This is a genomic window from Mariniflexile sp. AS56 (assembly GCF_030552475.1).
In the GTDB taxonomy this organism is placed as follows: domain Bacteria; phylum Bacteroidota; class Bacteroidia; order Flavobacteriales; family Flavobacteriaceae; genus Mariniflexile.
Window position 1 is genome coordinate 44,515 of sequence record NZ_JAUPED010000004.1, and the last position, 22,549, is coordinate 67,063.

A 22,549-nucleotide genomic window follows, 5' to 3' on the forward strand; every position below is an offset into this window, starting at 1 on the left:
AACATCGAGAAGTGAAAATATAACTAAACTAATTAACACATTAATTTAACAAAATTATATGAAAACAACTATTAATAGTTTGCTGTTTCTCCTGTTTTTTGCCCCTGCATTTATGTTTGGACAAAACACCATAACAGGAACAGTAACAGAACAATCGACTTCAATTCCGCTCCCTGGAGTTAATGTTGTTATTAAAAACACAACAAACGGAACGGCTTCAGATTTTGATGGAAACTATCAAATTCAAGGAAAAAAAGGCGATGTTATTTTATTCTCATATGTAGGCTACCTACCTGTTGAAGTAACATACACTGGCCAAAAAGCAATAAATGTTCAATTAAAAGAAGATGCTGCACAGTTAGATGAAATTGTAGTAATTGGATATGGTTCTACTACTAAGAAAGACGCCACGGGCTCTGTAGAGTCTATTACCTCTGAAGATTTTACAAGAGGAAATATAGTAACTCCAGAAAACCTATTAAGTGGTCGTGTTGCCGGTGTTAGTATTAACACGAGTGGATCTCCTGGTTCTGGATCTGAAATTAGAATTAGAGGTGGTTCTTCTATTAATGCTTCCAACAACCCACTTATTATTATTGATGGTTTACCTATTGATAATAATGGTGTAAATGGTTCTAACGGTATTTTAGCAACTATAAACCCAAATGACATCGATTCGTTCTCTGTATTAAAAGATGCTTCGGCAACTGCCATTTATGGTTCTAGAGCTTCCAATGGTGTTATTATTATTGTAACTAAAAAAGGTAAAGAAAACTTTAGCGCTACTTATGATACACAATACAGCTTTGGAGAATTAACCGATAGAATTGGCGTATTTTCTGGAGATGAATTTAGACAACTAGTAGCTTCACAACCTATAAACGGTTCTACCCTAAACGAAAGCTTATTAGGAACTGCAAGTACCGATTGGCAAAATGAAATTTTTAGAAACACCGTGTCTTCACAACACAACATTTCTATGCAGGGATCTTTATTTAAAGCCATTCCTACTCGTTTTTCTTTTGGAACAACGAATCAAGAAGGTGCTTTATTAACCTCAGAATTTGAACGTAGAACTTTAGGCTTAGCCTTAAACCCTTCATTTTTAGATAATCATTTAAAAATAAACTTGAATGCGAATTTAGCGTTTGAGGATAACCGTTTTGGGGATACCGGACAAATTGGTGCTGCTTTAGGTTACGACCCAACACACCCTGTTTACGATGTAACGTCTCCTTATGGTGGGTTTTATCAACACAGAAATGGGTCTGGAATTTTAAACGGAACCACCAACCCTGTTGCTTCTTTATTACAAAGAAACAATTATGGTGATGCTAACAGAAGCTACGGTAACTTAAACTTCGATTATAAATTTCATTTTTTACCAGAATTAAAAGCGGTAGTGAATTTAGGTTATGATGAAACGGAATCTAAAACAATTGATTACACATCTACTTTAATAGCTACAAACGATCCTGTAAAAGGAAGCTCATCGTTAGGTTTTCAAAAAAGAACAAACAAATCGTTTGATGGTTACTTAAACTATAGTAATGAATTTGGAAATATTCGTACAGATGTTATGTCTGGATATTCATACCAAAAATTCACTAATAATGGTGGTAATACAGGAAACCAAAGAGATGCAGCTAGTTTCCCTAGCACGTTTGCAGACCCAGATGTGGTTTTAATTGGTTTCTTTGGTAGAGCTAATGTGACATTATTAGACAAATACTTACTTACTTTCACTTATAGAAGAGATGGTACTTCACGTTTTAGTGAAAAGAACAGATGGGGTAATTTCCCTGCTGCTGCCATAGCTTGGAATATTAGTGATGAAGATTTTCTTATAAATTCGAACACCGTTTCTAACTTAAAATTAAGAGTAGGTTACGGTATTACAGGACAGCAAGAAATTGGTAGTAATGATATATTCTTAAACCGTTATAGAGGTGGTGACCAGAATTCGCAATACCAATTTGATAATGCGGTAATTCAATCATTAATTGCTTCAGAAGTAAACCCAGATATCAAATGGGAAGAAACAACAACTTTAGAGTTTGGTGTAGATTACGGTCTATTCAGCAATAAAGTTTCAGGATCTTTAAATTTTTTCCAAAAGAATTCAACCGATTTATTATTTACAGCATCTGTTGCAGATGGTACAAATTTCTCTAACAGTGTGATTCAAAACATTGGAGAATTACAAATTCAAGGTATCGAGTTTTCTGTAAATACAGATGTAGTGAAGTCTGAAGATTTAAATATTAATTTCAACTTCAATGCAACGTTTTTAAATAGAGAAATTAAAGAATTAGCATTAGGACAAGATGTAAGAACTGGTGGAATTGCTGGTGGTACAGGAAATAACATTCAAATATTAAGAGAAGGCGAAGCGCCTAACTCGTTTAGTGTTTTCAAACAATTATATGATACCGCAGGAAACCCAATTGAAGGTGCTTACGTAGATTTAAACGGAGACAACATTATTAATGATAACGACCGTTATTTAAAAGAAAACCCAAATGCTGATGTTATTTTAGGATTTCAATCAAATATAAACTACAAGAATTTCGATTTAGCTTTTAACGTAAGAGCGAATATTGGAAACTATGCATACAACAACGTGAACTCTTCGAGATCACAATATGAGCGTATACTTGATAACTCGGTACTTGGTAACCTTCCAACTTCGGTTTTAAACACCAATTTCCAAAGAACGTCTGATGTTATTATTTCAGACATTTATTTAGAAGATGCTTCATTCTTAAAAATGGACAATATTACTTTAGGATACACTTTTAATAACATTTCGAATAAACTGAAAAGTATTCGTTTATGGGGTGGTGTTCAAAACGTATTCACGATCACAAATTACAGTGGTTTAGATCCTGAAGTATTTGGAGGTATAGACAACCTAATTTACCCAAGACCAAGAACGGTATTGGCTGGAGCTAATTTTAAATTTTAATAAAAACAACTATGAAAACAAGATTTAAAATACACAAAACAATAGGTCTTATTTGTCTGTTACTAGTTACTGTAACATCATGTACTGCCGATTTAGATATTACACCAAACGACGACCAAACGACGTTGAGTGGAGAACTTTTCACCAATGAAAGTGCTTACAAACAAGTGTTGGCAGGTATTTATGGCAATTTAGCATTAACAGGTACCGATGGTCCTGGAAGCTCAAACCTTAAAAACATTGATGCAGGAACAAGCCAATTTGGACGTGTCCTTTTATATGTACAAACGCTTTCTGCCGATGAGATGATTTGGTCTTATGAAAACGATCCGGGAACTAGAGAAATCCAAAGAAACTTATGGACCGCTCAAAACCCGTTATTATTAGGTATGTTTAGTAGAGCGCATTTATCTGTTGCACTAGCAAATAACTTTTTAAGAGAAACTACTGATGCTAAATTAGACTCTAGAAATGTATCTACAACTGTTAGAGCTGAGATGCCTGCATATAGAGCTGAAGCACGTTTAATGCGTGCCATGGCTTACTATTATATGATGGATGTTTTCGGAAAAGCAAATTTTGTAACCGAAGATGATGCCTTAAACTCGCAGCCACCAGCATACGATAGAGCACAACTATTTGCTTTTGTTGAAAGTGAATTATTAGCAATTGATGCTGATTTAATAGACTCTAGACAAAACCAATACGGAAGAGCAGACAAATCTGTAGCCTACATGATTTTAGCTAAAATGTATTTAAATGCTGAAGTTTATATTAACACAAACCGTTATTCAGATTGTATTACTTACACTGAAAAAATAATAAGCGGTGGTTACTCTTTAGCAACCAACTACCTACATAATTTCATGGCAGACAACAATACAAACTCTGCTACAAACGAAATTATTTTCCCTATAGTTTCAGATGGTTTAACAACTCAAAACTATGGCCCAACAACTGTTATGATTAATGGTTCTGTAGGAAGTCTTGAAGAAAACGGTACCGAAGTTGGCGTTAGTGCTGGCGGCTGGGGCGGCGCTCTTAGAGTTAGAAAACAATTAGCAAACCTGTTTAATAGTTCATTTGCAAACGATACTAGAAATACTATTATTTCTGCAGACAGATCTATTGAAATTACAGATATTTCTAATAAAGATTCTGGTTACATATTACAAAAATACTCTAACGCAACTTCTACTGGTAGCTACGGAATCGACCAAACATTTGTTGATACTGATTTCCCTTTATTTAGATTAGGCGATGTGTATTTAATGTATGCTGAAGCTCATTTAAGAGGCGGTGGCGGAAACTTAGCGACAGCCTTAGGTTATGTAAACGCCTTAAGAACGCGTGCTAATAACACAAATACAATTTCAGCTGGAGAATTAACTTTAGATTTCATTTTAGATGAAAGAGGAAGAGAACTTCATTGGGAAGCACACAGAAGACAAGATTTAATTCGTTACCAAAAATTTACTGGAGGTAATTACAATTGGGTTTGGAAAGGTAATGGTAGTAATGGAATTTCACTTCCATCCTACTTCAATGTATATCCAATACCAACAGCAAGTATGGCTGCAAATCCTAATCTTACTCAAAACACAGGGTATTAATACTAAATGAATCAAAAATGAAGAATTTGAAAAAAATATCAATTTTTATACTAACAGCTTTTACAACAGTGCTGTTAAGTTCATGCACCGACACGACTGATACATTTGCTGTTTCAGATACGGCACCAGTTGTATTGTCCGATTTAACAATAACGGACATAGAACTAGATCCTGTAAACATCAACAACCCTGCGATTACCTTAAACTGGACTTTAGCAGATTACGGACAACAAGCATCGATTAATTACAACATCCAAATAGCATCAGACGAGGCTTTTAGTAACGCAACAACCGTAGCCACTATAAATGGTAACAATGTGGCGACACTTTCAATAAGCGAGTTAAACTCGGCTGCAGGTCTTGTTGGCTTACCTCCTTTCGCTTGGAATACGCTTTATGCACGAGTAACCTCATCATTAGGAACACAAAATGGGTTACCTGTAGCATCTAACAGTATCAACTTCAATGTATACCCTTACTTTAATTATAAGTTTAGCGACTATTATTTAGTAGGTGATGCAACAGCACCAGACTGGAACAACAACAATAACAACAACCCTTTATTTAGAGATGGTTCAAACGCTAAAAAATATTACTACACAGGGTATTTTAAAGCGGCACAGTTTAAAGTTTTAGAAACTAAAGGGCTTTGGCAACCACAATGGGGAACAAATGATAAAGCAACGATTGAAGTAAATCCTGGTGGAGGCACAGATCCTGGAACCTTCCCGAATAACAATTCATCGATTGCAACAGCAGGTTTTTATGCTTTCACTATAGATTTTAGTTCTAAAACATACACGTTTGAAAGTTTTGATGCTTCTGGAGCTGCAAGCTATACAGGCATGTCTATTCAAGGCTCTGCAAGTACAACTACAGCTATGACACAATCTACTTTTGATAGTCATATCTGGTACTTATCAAGCACGCATTTAGTTCCTGGAAATTTACAATTCAAAACCAATACAGATGCTGTTTGGGCAGGTTCAACAGAATTCTCTGGACAGGCTACTCTAAACGGTGGAAACATTCCTGTGGTTGTTGAAGACGATTACGAGGTTTGGTTTAACGACTTAGATGGTCGCTACATACTAATTCCGTTGAATTTATAATCCTTAAAAAAATTAAACATGAATTTATATATAAAAAACATAAGTTTCCTTTTACTTTCACTAGTGTTTGTTTTTACAGCTTGTGAAACCGAGGAAAGTATTCAAATAACATCTCCAGATCCTGCATTTGTTTTACAACAACCAGGCATTAGTAATGTGTTTTTAAACTTCGCATTACCAGAAAACCCTGCTTTTACCATTTCTTGGAATGATATGGTTACAGGAAGTGCTTCTTATAATGTAGAAATGTCTATGGATGCCGATTTTACAGGGCCAATTTTATTGGGTACTACAGAGAATAATAGTTTTTCAATGTCGGTAAACCAATTTAATGAAGCCTTAAGCAGTACTAGCATAAAATCATATGCAAGCACCGGGGTGTATATGAGAATTAACACTGGCAGTGTAACTTCAAATGTTATTCTATTTCAAGTTTCTAAATTTCCAGTAACTGCACCAAGCATTACGAGTCCAGATAATACATTTAGTGCTATTTTATCGGATGCCGATCCAACTGCAACAGCGTTAACCGTTACTTGGGATGATGCAGAAATTGGAGAGAATAGTAATATTACTTTAGATTATGAAGTGCAAATGGCTTTAGCCGAAACAGACTTTGCTGCCTCTACAACTATTGGAACAACGAACAGTACAACCTTTGAAATAGGCCATGAAGCTTTAAACGACCTAGTTCTTTCTAGTGGCGGAAAAGCAGATGTTGCTACCAATTTCGATTTCAGAATAAAAGCCATTGTAAAAACAACTTCTGGCGATTTAAGCAGAACGTCTAGCATGATTACCATTGCACTTACAGCATATAAAGGAGCGATACCCGATAATTTATTTATGGTAGGTGCACACAATAGCTGGAATAATGCTGATGCTTCTCAACAATTTTATAACGATGGAAATGGTGTATTTGTAAAAGTGCAAACATTTTCTGCTAATGATGAATTTAAACTATTACCAACTTCAGGTTCTTGGACTGGTGATTATGGTGAAGATCCTGTAAATGCTGGAAAAATTGTTCAAGAAGATGAAAGCAACATAAAAGTAGCTACGGCTGGTAGATATGTGGTGATTGTTAACTTCAACACCTTGAGCTTTAAACTAGCAAAAATTGACAACCTATACATGGTTGGTGCGCATAACAGCTGGAACAATGCTGATGCTACCCAAAAGTTTAATACTTCTGGAAATGGTGTATTCACAAGATTACAGACTTTTAGTGCTGGCGATGAATTTAAAATGATACCAACTACAGGATTTTGGGACGGCGACTGGGGCGAAAGCAAAACCACTCCTAATATTGTTGAACAAGACGATGAACAAAATATTAAAGTAGCAACCGCAGGAACTTATATGGTAACTGTCGATTTTAACACCTTAGCATACACGGTAGTAGAAGCGCCTCAAAACTTATTTTTAGTAGGCTCTCCTAATAGCTGGAACAATGCGACGGCCATTGCATTTACTAAGGTATCTGAAGGTGTATTTGAACTAAACCAAGCTTTAGCAACTGGTGATGAATTTAAATTTCTACCTGTTCAAGGTTCTTGGGATAATGACTGGGGTGCAAGCAAAAAGTACAGCGGCATGATTGTAAGAGATGATGAAAACAATGTAAAAGCTCCTGGAACTGGAACATACAAAATAACTGTAGATTACAACAAAGGAACTTATACTGTAAATTAAGTTTAATAATTACTGTAAAAAGGCTGATGTGTATCAGCCTTTTTTTTTCAAAAATTTAGATTATGAAAAAACTTTTTTACATACTTTTTTTAACCTGCGCTTCATTAGCGTATGCCCAGGTAACAACAACCGTACCCGCCATACCTACAAGCACAGGTCCCGTAACTATTAATTTTAATGCCGACGGCACAGAATTAGCAGGATATACAGGCGATGTTTATGCACACACAGGTGTTCTTACAACAGCTTCAACAAGTAATTCTGATTGGAAACACGTTATAGGAAGTTGGGGAAATAACACCTCACAACCTAAACTAAATAGAACAGGCACAAACACCTATCAACTTATTATATCGCCAAATATACCTACGTTCTATAGCGCAACAGCCAGCGAAGTGATTACAGATATTGCTATTGTATTTAGAAACAGTGCAGGAAATGCCCAATCAAGACCAGATATTTTCATTCCTATTTATGCGGAAGGTTTAAACGTAGCGATTACAAACCCTGTAAACCAATCGGTTTATAACCTAAACGACAACATTACTATTAGTGCAGAATCTAGCATCAGTGCTAATTTAGAATTGAAGGTTAATAACACCTCTGTACAAACAGCCACAAACGCAACGACTATTTCAAAAGCCTATACATTTACTTCAACAGGGAATTACACTTTTGAAGCCATTGCTGTTCAAAATGGTGAAACCAAACAAGAGACTGTTTCTGCTTATGTAAAAACAACTACTCAAAACCAAACCATGCCTACTGGCTTAAAAAAAGGCTATAACAATAATGGAGATGGCACAGTTACTTTTGTGTTAGAAGCCCCTTTTAAAACGGATGTTTTCCTAGTGGGAGGTTTTAATAACTGGGCACTTAGCCCAACTTCCCAAATGAAAAAAGATGGTGACAATTTTTGGTTAACAGTAACAGGGCTAGACCCAAATACAGAATATGCCTATCAATACGCTATTGATTACAATTTAAAAGTAGCCGATCCTTATTCTAAAAAAGTATTGGATCCTAATAACGATCAATACATTGCGACTACCACCTACCCTAATTTAATGGCGTACCCAACAGGTAAAACAACGGGGATCGTCTCTACCTTTAAAATTAATGAAGCGACGTACACTTGGCAAAACACCACGTTTACGAGACCGAATAAGGAAAACATCGTAATCTATGAAATGTTATTAAGAGATTTCACTGAAAGTGATACGTACCAAGAAGCCATAACCCATCTGGATTATTTACAAAATTTAGGCGTTACAGCCATCGAACTGATGCCTATTAATGAATTTGAAGGCAACGAAAGTTGGGGTTACAACCCATCATTTTATATGGCACTCGATAAAGCTTACGGAACAAATAATGATTTAAAACAATTTGTAGATGCATGCCATAACCGAGGTATGGCCGTTATCACTGATGTTGTTTTTAACCATTCATACAGCCAATCACCTCTATTACAAATGTATTGGGATGCTGCGAATAACCGTCCGGCTGCAAATAATCCATATTACAACCAAAGTCATAATTTAGTTGATAATACTAATGCACATTGGGGTTATGATTTTAACCATGAATCCACTTATACCGTTAACTTTTTTAATGATGTTTTAAGTTTTTGGATGGAAGAATACAACATTGATGGCTTTCGTTTTGATTTCACCAAAGGTTTTTCAAACACCCTGTATTATGGATCAGACAATTGGGCAAGTACGTATGACGCTGATAGAATTTCAAATTTAAAAGCCTATGCAGACCATGTTTGGAGTGAAGCTCCCGGAAATGAAGCTTATGTTATTTTTGAGCATTTATCTGATAATTCTGAAGAAACAGAATTAGCTAATTACGGTATTATGCTTTGGGGAAACCTGAATCACAGTTTCAATCAAAATACCATGGGCTATGCATCGGATGCCGATGTTTCTTGGTTATCCTATAAAAACAGAGGTTGGAACAACCCACACATTGTTGGCTATATGGAAAGTCATGATGAAGAGCGCCTTATGGTTAAAAATTTAGCCTACGGAAATTCAAATGGTGGTTATAGTACAAAAACTTTAAGCACTGCTTTAGACAGACAAGAAGCGGCTACAGTTATATTTTATGGTATTCCTGGTCCTAAAATGATTTGGCAGTTTGGAGAATTAGGTTACGATAAAAGTATTAATTGTGCAAGCGATATTAGCAATGGTAGTTGTAGACTAGACCGAAAACCTGTAGCGTGGACCTTGGGTTACGACACCCAAACAGACCGTCAAGCTTTATACAATGTCACCGCAAAAATGGCTACATTAAAAAAGCAATTTCCTTCTACGTTTAATACCACAGATTATAGCTTTAGTTTAAACGGCCTAGTAAAACGCATTAACTTGAATGATAATGTAGGCGCTCTTGACGTTGTTATTGTAGCTAATTTTGATGTAACCGCCCAATCGGTTAACCCAAATTTCCCAGCAACAGGGAATTGGCACGACACCTTTTCAGGGAACACTTTAAACGTAACCAACCCAACAGCCTTAATAAGTTTACAACCTGGGGAATATCGATTATACTCTCAAACTCAAAACTTGAGCACAAAAAAGGCAGCAACATCAGAAACTCTTAAAATGTATCCAAACCCAACAAATACTCGTTTTTCACTTAATAAAGACAGTAATCAAGTAGTGGTTTATAACCTTGCCGGAAAACAGGTAAAACAATTTGAAGGCTCATTTTTAAAAGGAAGCACTTTTGATATCTCGAACTTATCTCAGGGCATGTATTTAATGAAAGTACAAAATGACACTGGTGAAGTAAATGTCATGAAACTGATGAAGTTATAGACTAATACCATTCTTTTTTAAGATAAACCCTGAGAATAAAAAAATAGTTTGAGTTGTAACTCAAGCTATTTTTTTTATTTGATTGAAATGGTCTATTAAATTCAAAAACTCTTGTGCTTTTCTAAGTATTGTGAAGGCGTTAAAGCCATAATGTTTTTAAACTGTCGGTTAAAATTTGAAATATTATTAAAACCAGACTCATAACAAACACGGGACACATTGTACTTATTTGTGATTAACAATTTACAGGCATAGCCAATTCTTAATTCATTTAAATACTTTGAAAATGTTTTGTTATGCATTTTTTTAAAAAACCGACTAAACGCAGACGCATTCATATTGGCTATATCTGCCACGGCATCTAAGGAAATAGGATGCGCAAAATTCTTAAATAAATATTCGTAAATTTTATCTAGTTTTTTATTATCAGTTTGTTGAAAAGAGTCTAAAAAACCGGGACTAGAAAGTAGTTTATAGTGCTTATGTTTTGCTAGTAAATGTAAAATTTTAAGCAAGGCCATGGTTTTTTCAAAGCCATCTAAAAGCAGCATTTTTTTAATTTTCTTTGTCAATTTCGGAGTCACATTCTCAAATTTGATACCATGACAGGACCTTTTAAAAAGCTGAAGTAGATGAAACATTTCTGGGGTTTCCAAAAACGGAGTTCCTAAAAAATCTTTTTTAAAATGAACGGTAATTGCCTTGGCTTTAAGCGACGCATTTTTTTCGAAATAAACTTCATCATTTAACCACATATGCGGTAAATCTTTACCAATTAAGACCAAGTCACCTTCTTCAAATTTTTCAATGCCATCCCCTATAAATAAGGTTCCTGAACTTTTCACAATAAAAATCAATTCTAACTCTGGGTGATAATGCCAAGTTTTTAAAAAATAAGATTCTTGATGCATTTTCGCAGAAAAAGAACTGCTGTTTATAGTGCTTCTATCTAATAAATGGAGTTTCATTACACTACTAATTTTTACTTTATACTGCAATATAATTATATAAACAGGAGGTTTAAATAAAAAACGACACTTTCCTGTTAATTTTCAAAAAACAACAAGCGTGTTAAAATAAAATAACCTGATAAAACGGTAGTTCCAACAGGTTATTTTATTCATTATAAAAAGAAATTTAACGCGTTTTAAAACTCGCGTTTACCAAATTCACTCTCAATAAATTTAGATTTATTTTTAACCTTATTAAAGGTGTATGTTAAGTTTAAGCTTACCACATCTACTTCATACACATAATTGGTATAGGTGTAAAATTCTCCTGGTCTTGAAGTCACAATACTTTGCTCGTTACTGTTCAATAAACCTATATCGATGTTTTGCCATTGTAGCGTTGCTGTTAAACGGCTATCCAAAAACGACTTCTTCAATGTTAAGTTAGGTGAATAAAACCTTGAATCTTGACCTTGAGCGGTATTTTTTTCAGATAAATAATTGAATGTAAATTGTGCCGTCGCATTTTTCCAAAAAGAATAGGTTGAATTCACATTAAACGAATAAACAGTGTTTTTACTTTCTATATCATAGATTCTAGTTTCGTCATCTCGGTGTCTAAAAACAAATTCCCCGTTAATAGCGTAATTATAAATATTGGCACCTATAAAATTACTCCAATTATTAGTCACCTTAAATTGCGTGCCTACCTCTAAACCGATGGCTTTACTTTTCCCTACATTGGAATACACACGGTTTAAAATACTATCAATAACAGCACCATCACTTTCATAAGCTAAGGTATTAACGCGGTTAATCGCATTATCTACATGTCTGTAATAAGCAGTCGCATAAGCTGAATTTTTAGCGTTGAATTCTTTTGTAATACCCAGTTCTACCAAATCGATAAATTCTGGTAACAAACGATTATCACCTTGTTCAAAAACTTCGGAGTGCTCACGCTCTGCGAAACTATTCATTTTAAAGGTTGTAGTACGCTCTATTCTTTTACTATAAGCCGCTTTAATTTTAGTAGCATCATTTACTGAGTATTGTAACGATGCCGAAGGGAATAGTTTTAAAAAATCGTAATTATACTCATTTGCAGTTGGTTCACTCACTAAAGATTCTGTATAGGTTCTATCCATAGATTCTAAACGCACACCAGCAGCATAATCCCATTTGTTTTTTGCTCCAGTTAATTGGGTATACCCCGAGTGAATGGTTCTTTTCAATTCAATATTACTTGAAAATTCAGGAACTACTACCCCATCACGTTCATATACAAACACACCTTCGTGGTCTAAATCTCTAAATTGATACCCAGTTTCAATAGTTCCAAAAGAGAACGGTTTCCATTTATAATCTAAATTATAACGCAACCCATATAACGGATTGTCGTTAGTATTATATTCTTGTTGATAAATAGTATTGTATGCTGGAGTATCTACGTTATCATTAAAAGTGGGTCCTCCTAAAAAAGTATACTCATATAAAAATGACGTTGATAATTTAGACTTATCATTAAATGTATGTCCGTAATCAAAACTACCTAACACAAAATCACCTTTACGGGTTCTTAAATTGTGGTTGTAGTATGAAAACGTATACAACCTGTTATTGCTTCCCATAGGTGAAATAGCATGGTTATCATAATAGGTAATATCTGCTAACCTATCCACTGTATGTTTTCCTGCGAAAAAACCTAATGAAAATTCATCGTTTTTGTTAGGCGTAAAATCTACTGTAAAACGACCGTTGTAATTCACATCATCAAAACTACGTTCACCGTCAGAAGGCAAAAAGGTTTGTTTGTTTTCAGCTTCATTTATAATAAATAGCTCACCCTCTCTTCGACCCGTTTTATCATTTCGTTGGTAACTGGTTCCAAAGGATAAATTCCATTTATCTGTTTTAGAGTTAATAGTCGCATCGGCTCCATAACGTTGTGCTGCTACTTGCGTATCATAAGGCTCTATAGATGGAAACCCACCACGTACATTTACTTGCACAAACGTACCGTTGGTTGCACCCTTTTTAGTGATAATATTAAGAATACCACCTTTACCTTCCGGATCGTATTTTGCAGACGGTGCTGTAATAATTTCGACCTTTTCTAAAGCATTCGCAGGCAATTGTGCTAAAATAGCACTGGCATCTCCTTGTGTTGGTTTCCCATTAATTAAAATGGTAAAACCTTTACTACCTCTAACACTAATATCTCCCAAACCATCAACAGTTACTGCTGGTAGGTTTTTAATAACATCGGTAGCACTACCACCTTGGCTACTTTGGAAATTTTTAGAATCAAATACTTGTCTATCAATTTTATTAATAACAGTAGAACGTTCTGCTCTAATTTCTACTTCATTCAATTGATTACCCAAAACTAAATTAATAGTTCCTACATTTACTTGTCTACTTCCCCTAGAAACCTCTATGTTTTGAACCGTTTTAGTAGTATACCCTACAAAAGAAGCTTCTAAATAATAAAGTCCGTTTTTAACATTTTCAATAGTAAAAACACCATCAATATTAGTAATAACACCTGTTACTAGGGTTTTATCTAATTGGTTGTAAAGTGCTGCCGTAGCATACTCTAAAGGGTAATTATCTGCAGTATCTTGAATTTTACCGCTAATTTGACCAGTTGCTATTTGTACTATAAACAAAAAAGCAATTGCTAGTAATTTATTAAACTTCATATATGATAAAACTTTTAATATAATTTGGGTGCAAATATATTTTAAAAAGATGGTTATACAGTCCCTAATTCCCGAAAAAACAGGGACTGATTTTCCCTATTATTTAAGACTTTGTTCCCATTTCCATGCAGAAGCCAAAGCATCTTTTAAATTCAGTTTAGCTTTCCACCCTAATACGTTATTCGCCTTAGTAGTATCGGCATAAGCTGCAACAACATCACCAGCACGTCTATCGACTAGTTTGTAATTTAGTTTTTGATTCGATACTTCTTCAAAAGCAGTGATAACTTCTAATACCGATGATCCTTTTCCTGTACCAATATTAAACACCTCATAATTATCAGCATTAGCACCGCCAATAAGGCGTTTTAAAGCCGCAACATGGGCTTTTGCTAAATCGACAACGTGAATATAATCTCGAACACAGGTACCATCTTCTGTTGGATAATCATTCCCAAAAACAGATAATTCAGCTCTTAACCCTTTACCTGTTTGCGTAATAAATGGCACTAAGTTTTGCGGTGTACCAATAGGTAATTCGCCAATTTTAGCCGACTCATGTGCCCCTATAGGGTTAAAGTATCGAAGCGCAATCGCCTTTAAATTATCAGACACTTTACAGGTATCGCTAATAATTTCTTCACCTATTTGTTTGGTATTGCCATATGGAGATTCAGCGGCCTTTATGGGTGCCGATTCTGTTATAGGCAATACATCGGCTTGACCATAAACAGTACAAGACGAGCTAAAAATTAAGTGAGCAGCTTCCTTTTTATGAAGCTCTTGTAATATATATATAAGCGTATTTAAGTTGTTCTCATAATACAATAATGGAAGGTTCACACTTTCTCCCACCGCTTTTGATGCTGCGAAATGAATAACCCCCATCACATCATGGTGACGCTTAAAAAAATCGATTACTAAGTTTTTATCCCGTAAATCTAGTTTTTCAAATACCGGTTGAATGCCTGTTATTGCTGTAATTCCTTTTAATACGGCTTCAGATGAATTTGAAAGATCATCAATAATTACCACTTCAAAACCTTCATTTTGAAGTTCTACCACGACATGCGAGCCTATAAAGCCCAATCCGCCGGTAACTACAATTTTATGTTTCATATTATTTTTTATAATTTAATATCTTTTATTATAGGCTGATTACCAAAACAAGCAATATAAAGCTGCCGTAATAATACACACTACAAAAGACCCGATATTGAATAAAGGCGATGTTTTAAATAACTCATTAGATAAGGTGATTCCTTTTTCATCATCTTTTCCTTTATTTTGAATAAGACTCAACACAACAATTACCAACATAGTAAGTACTGCTGCTAAGCCCATTTGATGCATCCAAGGCTCTAAAGCATCAATAGGAATATATTTTAATAATAAGGCAATTGGTATCGATAAAAGTGCTCCCCAAATTGCAGCATTGTTGGTTGTTTTCTTCCAGAATAAACCTAAAATAAATACGGCTAAAATACCAGGACTCACCACACCTGTCCATTCTTGAATGAATTGAAACGCTTGGTCAATCCCTCCTAAAAGCGGTGCCATAATAACAGCGATAAGTAAAGCCACGGCTGCAGAAATACGACCTACATTTACGGTCTTTTTATCATTTGCGTTTTTATCAATGTATTGTTTGTAAATATCCATGGTAAAAATGGTAGATGTTGAATTCAACATAGAAGCTAAAGACGATACAATAGCTGCTGCCAATGCTGCAAAAGCCACACCTTTAAGTCCGGTTGGTAAAAACTGTAATAACCACGGGTATGCTTTATCTGCCTGTCCTGTAGAAGGGATGCTTAATTGCCCCGCTTCACCTAAACCTGCCATAATAGAAGGGTCGTTTACCATTACGTACGCTGCAATACCAGGTATTACTACAATAAGTGGAATAACTATTTTTAAACAAGCAGCTAATAAGATTCCTTTTTGAGACTCTTTTAAAGATTTTGCAGCCAATGTTCTTTGAATAATATATTGATTGAAACCCCAATAGTAAATATTGGCAACCCACAAACCTCCTACAAGTACCCAAATACCAGGTAAGTTTAAATAGTTCGCATTGGTAGTTCCATCGCTATTAAATTCGTCTAATATCATATGAAATTTATCTGGAGCCGCATCTAACACTTTAGAAAAACCGGCGATCACACCTTCACCACCAGACACCGTATTTAATGCCAAATAAGTTGTTGCTAAACCTCCTAAAACTAAAAACACCACTTGAATAACATCTGTCCAAGCCACAGCAGATAGTCCACCATAAAGCGAATAGGCTGCAGCAAAGAGTGCCAAACCAATTATAGCATAAATCATATCTATACCCATAATGGTTTCAATAGCCAAACCTCCTAAATACAATACAGATGCTAAGTTTACAAACACATAAAGTGCAATCCAGAATACTGCAAGAATGGTTTTAAGGTTGGTAGAGAATCGTTTTTCTACAAATTCAGGAATGGTATAAAGTCCCTTTTCAATAAAAATGGGTAGAAAATATTTTCCGACTATTATTAAGGTTATGGCTGCCATCCATTCGTAAGATGCAATAGCTAAACCTAATGCAAACCCAGAACCCGACATACCTATAAATTGTTCTGCCGAAATATTTGCTGCTATTAAAGACGTTCCAATCGCCCACCATGGTAACGACTTACTTGCTAAAAAATAATCTTCCGCATTTTTTTCATGCCCTGCTTTATCACGAGACATCCATAATCCCACGCCTAAAATTAATATAGCATAGGCTATAAAAACAGCATAATCCCAAAATTCAAATCCATTTGTCATAGTTTAATTATTTAGTTGGTTTGTTTTTTATCCAAATATTGTAAACAATAATTTGTCAAATATATAAAATATTTTAAAAAATACATACTAGTACCTACTAGTTTGTTTAAAATATTTTATATACCTTTGCGACATGAGTGTTATTAATGTCACAAAAAAAGCAGGAACCCCTAAGTATAAGCAGATTATAGCATCTATTGAAGAAGCTATTGTTTCTGGAACACTTAAAAAAGGAGACCAAATACCATCTATAAATAGTGTTCGAGATACGCATAAACTATCTCGAGATACTGTTTTAACGGCTTTTAATGAACTAAAAACACGAGGCATCATTCAATCGATAGTTGGCAAAGGCTACTATGTATTAAATGACACGATTGATGTGACACAGAAAGTCTTTTTATTGTTTGACGAGCTAAATTCTTTTAAAGAAGATTTATACAGTGCTTTTATAAATAATCTAGGAGAACACATACGCGTAGACACCTATTTTCATCACTTTAATGATGACATGTTTGCCAAACTAATTTATGAAAACGTAGGCGCTTATAACTACTACGTTATCATGCCGGCGAATTTAAAAAACACCAATTTGGCTATAGAAAAACTACCAAAAGACAAGGTGTATATTCTAGACCAAACACACCCCGAATTATCGGAATACGCAGGTATTTATCAAAATTTTGAAAAAGACATTTATAGCAACCTCAACAAAGCAGCCTCATTAATTAAAAATTACGACAAATTAATTTTACTTTTTTCTGAAGATCACCAACCCAAAGGGATGCTTACAGGGTTTAACAAATTTTGCAAAACCCATAATATTGATTGTGCTGTTATTGATTCCTTACAAAACAGAAGCTTCAAAAAAGGCGAAGTTTATGTAATACCAGATGATAAAAACTTATTACGCATCATCAAGAATATTAAGTTAGAAGGTTTAACCCTTTCAAAAGATATCGGTATAATATCCTACAACGACACACTGCTTAAAGAAATAGTAGAAGGCGGCATCACTACCATTTCTACAGATTTCAACATTATGGGAGAACGCTTAGCCCAAATGATCCTTAACAAAGAACAATTGCAAATAGAAAATGCAAACAACCTCATTTTAAGAAATTCATTATAAACGACTTAAACAACTAAAATGAATACAACATTAACTAAAAAAGTACAAGAAAGCTTTATAACCACATTTAGCACCAAACCCTTAATGATTTTCTCCCCTGGAAGAATTAATATTATTGGTGAACACACCGATTATAATGATGGTTTTGTATTTCCCGCCGCCGTAGATAAAGGTATTATTGCTGCGATTCAAAAAAGTGACACCAACATTTCTACAGCTTTTGCTATCGATATGAATGAAAGTGTATCGTTTGAATTAGACAAACTAAAACCATCCTCTGAAGGCAGCTGGGAAAATTATGTTTTAGGCGTTGTTGCCGAGATTCAAAACAGAAATAGAGTAGTAGGGAATTTCAATATTGCTTTTAGTGGTGATATTCCTTCTGGTTCTGGCATGTCATCATCTGCAGCTTTAGAAAACAGCGTGGTATATGGTTTAAATGAACTTTTTAATTTAGGTTTATCTAAAACAGAAATGATTCTAATATCTCAAAAAGCCGAACATAATTATGTGGGTGTTAATTGCGGTATTATGGACCAATACGCAAGTATGTTTGGAATTGAAAATAATGCCTTATTACTAGATTGTAGAACTGTAGAAGCGAAACCTTTCGAAATAAACTTTAAGGAGCATGAATTAATGCTTATTAATACAAATGTAAAACACAGTTTATCTGATAGCGCTTATAATGACAGACGTTCTGCTTGCGAAAACATCGCTTCTTTATTAGGCATTAAAGCCTTAAGAGACGCAACAGAAGCCGATTTACTTACCATTAAAGACCAAGTAACTCCAGAAAACTACCAGAAAGCACTATATGTTATTCAAGAAAATAATCGTGCTTTAAAAGCATCTAAAGCCATGACAGATGGGGATTTAGAGACTTTAGGCGCCTTAATTTATGGGTCGCATGAAGGTTTATCTAAACAATATAAAGTTAGTTGTGATGAATTGGATTTTCTTGTAGAACAAGCCAAATTAAACAAGCACATTTTAGGTGCTAGAATGATGGGCGGTGGCTTTGGAGGCTGTACCATTAATTTAATTTCAAAAGATGCTGTGGACGCTTTTAAACTAACTGTTTCTAAAGCGTATAAAGAGAAATTCAATAAAGACTGTTCTATCTATTCTGTTAAACTTTCTAACGGAACCCACGTAATTAAATAAACAAATACTTATTAAAATGACTACCGATTTACAAGATTACTCACATAAACGTTATAATATATTAACAGGCGAATGGGTTTTAGTTTCACCACATCGTGCAAAGCGCCCATGGCAAGGTCAAAATGAAGCCGTTTCTAACGAAGCAAGACCAGCTCACGACCCGAGTTGTTATTTATGCGCAGGAAACACCCGAATTAACGGTGAAGACAACCCAAAATACGAAGATGTATTCATTTTTACTAATGATTTTGCTGCATTACAAACAGGTTCTAAAAGCTTTAAGGTTGATGATGGCTTACTAATTGCACAAAGTGAACAAGGTATTTGTAAAGTGATTTGCTTTAGCCCAGACCACTCAAAAAGTTTGGCAGACATGAGTGCTAAAGACATTGAAAAAGTGGTATTCGCATGGCAAAAAGAATATAAAGAACTTGCTGAAAACGAACTTATAAACTACGTTCAAATATTTGAAAACAAAGGCGCTGTAATGGGTTGTAGTAATCCGCATCCACACGGCCAAATTTGGAGTCAAACCACGCTTCCAAATGAAGTTGACAAAAAAGACCAACAACAATTAGCCTATTATAACAAGAACAAATCGAGCTTATTAGGCGATTACTTGAAGCAGGAATTAACCAAACAAGAACGTATTATTTTTGAAAATGATGCTTTTGTTGTATTGATTCCGTTTTGGGCTGTATGGCCATTCGAAGCGATGATTGTTCCTAAAAAACAACAGCGTAGTATTTCAGATTTAAAAAACAATGAATCCTTTCTTTTTGCTGAAGCTATTTCTGTAATAACCAAAGCATACGATAAATTATTCAACACATCGTTTCCATATTCCAGTGGTATTCACCAAGCACCAACCAACGGAGAAGATTACAACCATTGGCATTGGCACATGAGTTTTTACCCACCCTTATTAAGAAGCGCTTCCGTAAAGAAATTTATGGTAGGCTACGAAATGTTTGGATCGCCACAACGCGATATCACACCAGAAATTGCTGCTAAAATGATTAAAGATCTTTTATAATTAGCAACCATATATTAAAATAAAACCCCTGTAATTTCAAAGATTTACAGGGGTTTTATTTATTTAGAAATAATCCTTTCTAATACAATTTTTCTATATATCAGAAACCAAAACATTTGGATTCGAAATTTCTATAAATATATGATTTGATTTAATGAAACATAAACTTGCATTACTACACAACGAAAGCTACCGTATATTTTATTCGGTTACGGTAAATAATGCTTTTAAAGACGCTTTGGAATCACCGCCTACCCAAATATTAAAATCACCAGGTTCTACTTCCCATTTTTTATTCACGGTATAGAACTGAAGCATCTCTGCATTTATGGTAAAGTGAACCGTTTTAGTTTCTCCAGCCTTAATCATTAATTTCTGAAACCCTTTTAGTTCTTTCACTGGGCGCGTCAAACTACCAAATAAATCTCTGATGTATAGCTGTACCACTTCTTCCCCATCTCTAGTTCCGGTATTTGAAACAGTAACAGACGCTTTTATTTCACCATTTTTCGGGATGTTATTTTTATCCAATATCAAATTTTTATATTCAAAAGTGGTATAACTCAACCCATAACCAAATGGATATAAAGCTTTTTTAGGAGCGTCTGTATAACCTGAATAGGTAACATGAGTTGGACTATACGGTCTTCCTGTATTTTTTTGATTGTAATACAACGGTTCTTGTGCTACATTATGTGGAAAAGAAACTGGTAACTTCCCCGATGGGTTATAGTCACCAAATAATACATCGGCTATCGCATTCCCTGATTCCGAGCCTAAAAACCAACATTCTAAAATAGAAGGAATGTTTTTAGCTGCCCACGAAATATCCATTGGCCTACCGTTCATTAAAACAATCACCACATTTTTATTTACTTTATAAACCGCCTCCAATAATTGTTGTTGCACCCCGAAAAGCCCGATATTGGTTTGACTCCTTCCTTCCCCTGTTTGAAAAGCATCTTCACCAATCGCTAACAAAACGACTTCTGCTTTTTTTGCTGCTTCTACAGCTGCTGGAATTCCAGAAACATCACTGGTATTAAACTTTAAAGGATGTAAAAACTGATTATCACCCGGTTTTACTGATGGAATTGTTAAATCAGCCCCTTTTTCATAGTATATTTTAGTTGTACTACTCACTGCACTTTTAACACCTTCTAAAAGAGACACCGCTGAATTATAAACCCCTTTAGCTCTCCAATTTCCGAGCGGGGCATCTTTATCATCTGCAAGAGGTCCAATAACAGCAATACTTTTTATGTTTTTAGAAAGCGGTAGTAATTTGGTTTGATTTTTCAGTAAAACGATTGATTTTTTAGCCCCATCACGTGCTATCGCTAAATGTTCCTTTGTATAAACATCTGTTTTTTCTCTTTCTTCATTACAATATTTATAAGGATCATCGAACAAACCTAATTGAAATTTCAATCGTAAAACACGCTTTACGGCATCATCTAGATGCGCTAAGGGCACCTTATTTTCTTTCAATAACGTTTCCAAGTGCGCTTCATAAGCATACGATTCCATGTCCATATCACTCCCTGCATTCAGTGCTATTTCAGCTGCATGTTTTTTATCTTTGGCGTAACCATGTGCAATCATTTCACCTATAGAACCCCAATCGGATACGATAAAGCCACTCCAACCCCAATTTCTTTTTAAAATATCCCTTTGTAACACTTTATTTCCTGTTGAAGGAATACCATCAATCTCGTTAAAGGAATTCATAAATGTTGCCACACCAGCATCAGCCGCTGCTTTAAAAGGTGGTAAAACCGTATTATGCAATTCGTATTCACCAATGCTTACTGTATTATAATCTCTACCGGCTTCCGCCAAACCATAACCTGCAAAATGTTTCGCACATGCTGCAATGGTGTTTGGCAGCGATAAATCATCACCTTGAAACCCTTGAATACGTGCTACGCCAATAACCGAATTCAAGTAAACATCTTCACCTGCACCTTCCATGATTCGTCCCCAGCGTGCGTCTCTAGACACATCAATCATCGGTGCAAACGTCCATTGTATGCCCGATGCAGCTGTTTCTTTTGCCGCAATAGAGGCCGTTTTTTTAATAATATCTAAATCCCAACTCGCACTTTCACCTAGCGGAATTGGAAAGATTGTTTTATACCCATGAATCACATCGTAAGCAAAAATTAGTGGAATTTTAAGTCGGGAATGTTCCATAACTATTTTCTGAGTTTCTCGAATGGATGCCACCGAAGCAATATTCAACATCGAACCTACCTCTCCATTTTTCAATTTATTGAGCTTATGTTGATCACCATTAGAAGACGAAGGTCCTGTGGCATTCCATTTTCCACTGTATTGAACCAGTTGCCCAATTTTTTCATTTAAATGCATAAGCGCTAAAACAGAATCTACTTTTTGTTCAATTTTTGCATCTAACTTAGTGAAGGAATACACATTTTGCGTATCAACAACGCGCTTCTTAAAGCTATGTAAAAATATAGCCAGAAGGACTATTGGAATGATTAATAAGGTTTGTTTTTTCATCTCTTA

The 22,549-nt window shown here is 35.0% G+C and carries 13 protein-coding genes; 8 read left to right on the forward strand and 5 right to left on the reverse strand.

From position 1 onward, the window contains the following. Positions 1–58: 58 nt before the first annotated feature. From Q5N74_RS06005 to Q5N74_RS06025, 5 genes are all read left to right on the forward strand, one after another. Positions 59–2,968 carry a SusC/RagA family TonB-linked outer membrane protein gene (locus Q5N74_RS06005; protein ID WP_304387831.1) on the forward strand — a complete coding sequence of 970 codons (2,910 nt, stop codon included), beginning with the start codon at positions 59–61 and terminating at the stop codon, positions 2,966–2,968. An 11-nt stretch (positions 2,969–2,979) separates the two neighbouring features. Then, complete coding sequence (locus Q5N74_RS06010) at positions 2,980–4,581, forward strand: RagB/SusD family nutrient uptake outer membrane protein (RefSeq protein WP_304387832.1); 1,602 nt, start codon at positions 2,980–2,982, stop codon at positions 4,579–4,581. 26 nt (positions 4,582–4,607) lie between these two features. Continuing rightward, on the forward strand, positions 4,608–5,693 hold the full coding sequence (locus tag Q5N74_RS06015) for a SusE domain-containing protein (RefSeq protein ID WP_304387833.1): 1,086 nt from the start codon (positions 4,608–4,610) through the stop codon (positions 5,691–5,693). Positions 5,694–5,711: 18 nt separating this feature from the next. Then, complete coding sequence (locus tag Q5N74_RS06020; protein ID WP_304387834.1) at positions 5,712–7,388, forward strand: SusE domain-containing protein; 1,677 nt, start codon at positions 5,712–5,714, stop codon at positions 7,386–7,388. Between the two features lie 62 nt (positions 7,389–7,450). Beyond that, positions 7,451–10,222 (forward strand): alpha-amylase family glycosyl hydrolase, encoded by a 2,772-nt coding sequence (locus Q5N74_RS06025; protein ID WP_304387835.1) that lies wholly within the window; start codon positions 7,451–7,453, stop codon positions 10,220–10,222. A gap of 101 nt (positions 10,223–10,323) precedes the next feature. Here Q5N74_RS06025 and Q5N74_RS06030 read toward each other — a convergent pair whose 3' ends face one another. The 4 genes from Q5N74_RS06030 to Q5N74_RS06045 form a co-directional block, all read right to left on the reverse strand. After that, complete coding sequence (locus Q5N74_RS06030; RefSeq protein WP_304387836.1) at positions 10,324–11,190, reverse strand: AraC family transcriptional regulator; 867 nt, start codon at positions 11,188–11,190, stop codon at positions 10,324–10,326. 179 nt (positions 11,191–11,369) lie between these two features. Further along, positions 11,370–13,877: an outer membrane beta-barrel protein gene (locus Q5N74_RS06035; RefSeq protein WP_304387837.1), complete on the reverse strand. Its 2,508-nt coding sequence runs from the start codon at positions 13,875–13,877 to the stop codon at positions 11,370–11,372. A 99-nt stretch (positions 13,878–13,976) separates the two neighbouring features. Next, a complete protein-coding gene (gene galE, locus Q5N74_RS06040; RefSeq protein ID WP_304387838.1) occupies positions 13,977–14,996 on the reverse strand; it encodes a UDP-glucose 4-epimerase GalE in 1,020 nt (339 codons plus the stop codon). 39 nt (positions 14,997–15,035) lie between these two features. Next, entirely contained in the window at positions 15,036–16,682 is a 1,647-nt protein-coding gene (locus tag Q5N74_RS06045) for a sodium/sugar symporter (RefSeq protein ID WP_304387839.1), read from the reverse strand. A gap of 133 nt (positions 16,683–16,815) precedes the next feature. On the opposite strand from Q5N74_RS06045, the gene Q5N74_RS06050 reads away from it, so the two are divergent. The 3 genes from Q5N74_RS06050 to Q5N74_RS06060 are packed head-to-tail and all read left to right on the forward strand — an operon-like array spanning position 16,816 to position 20,017. Continuing rightward, entirely contained in the window at positions 16,816–17,814 is a 999-nt protein-coding gene (locus tag Q5N74_RS06050) for a GntR family transcriptional regulator (protein ID WP_304387840.1), read from the forward strand. Between the two features lie 18 nt (positions 17,815–17,832). Next, positions 17,833–18,981: a galactokinase gene (gene galK, locus Q5N74_RS06055; RefSeq protein ID WP_304387841.1), complete on the forward strand. Its 1,149-nt coding sequence runs from the start codon at positions 17,833–17,835 to the stop codon at positions 18,979–18,981. A gap of 16 nt (positions 18,982–18,997) precedes the next feature. Continuing rightward, positions 18,998–20,017, forward strand: a complete 1,020-nt coding sequence (locus Q5N74_RS06060; protein ID WP_304387842.1) for a UDP-glucose--hexose-1-phosphate uridylyltransferase — start codon at positions 18,998–19,000, stop codon at positions 20,015–20,017. 201 nt (positions 20,018–20,218) lie between these two features. Here the strand turns inward: Q5N74_RS06060 and bglX are convergent, their stop codons facing one another. Then, positions 20,219–22,543: a beta-glucosidase BglX gene (gene bglX, locus Q5N74_RS06065; RefSeq protein WP_304387843.1), complete on the reverse strand. Its 2,325-nt coding sequence runs from the start codon at positions 22,541–22,543 to the stop codon at positions 20,219–20,221. Between the last annotated feature and the right edge of the window lie 6 nt (positions 22,544–22,549).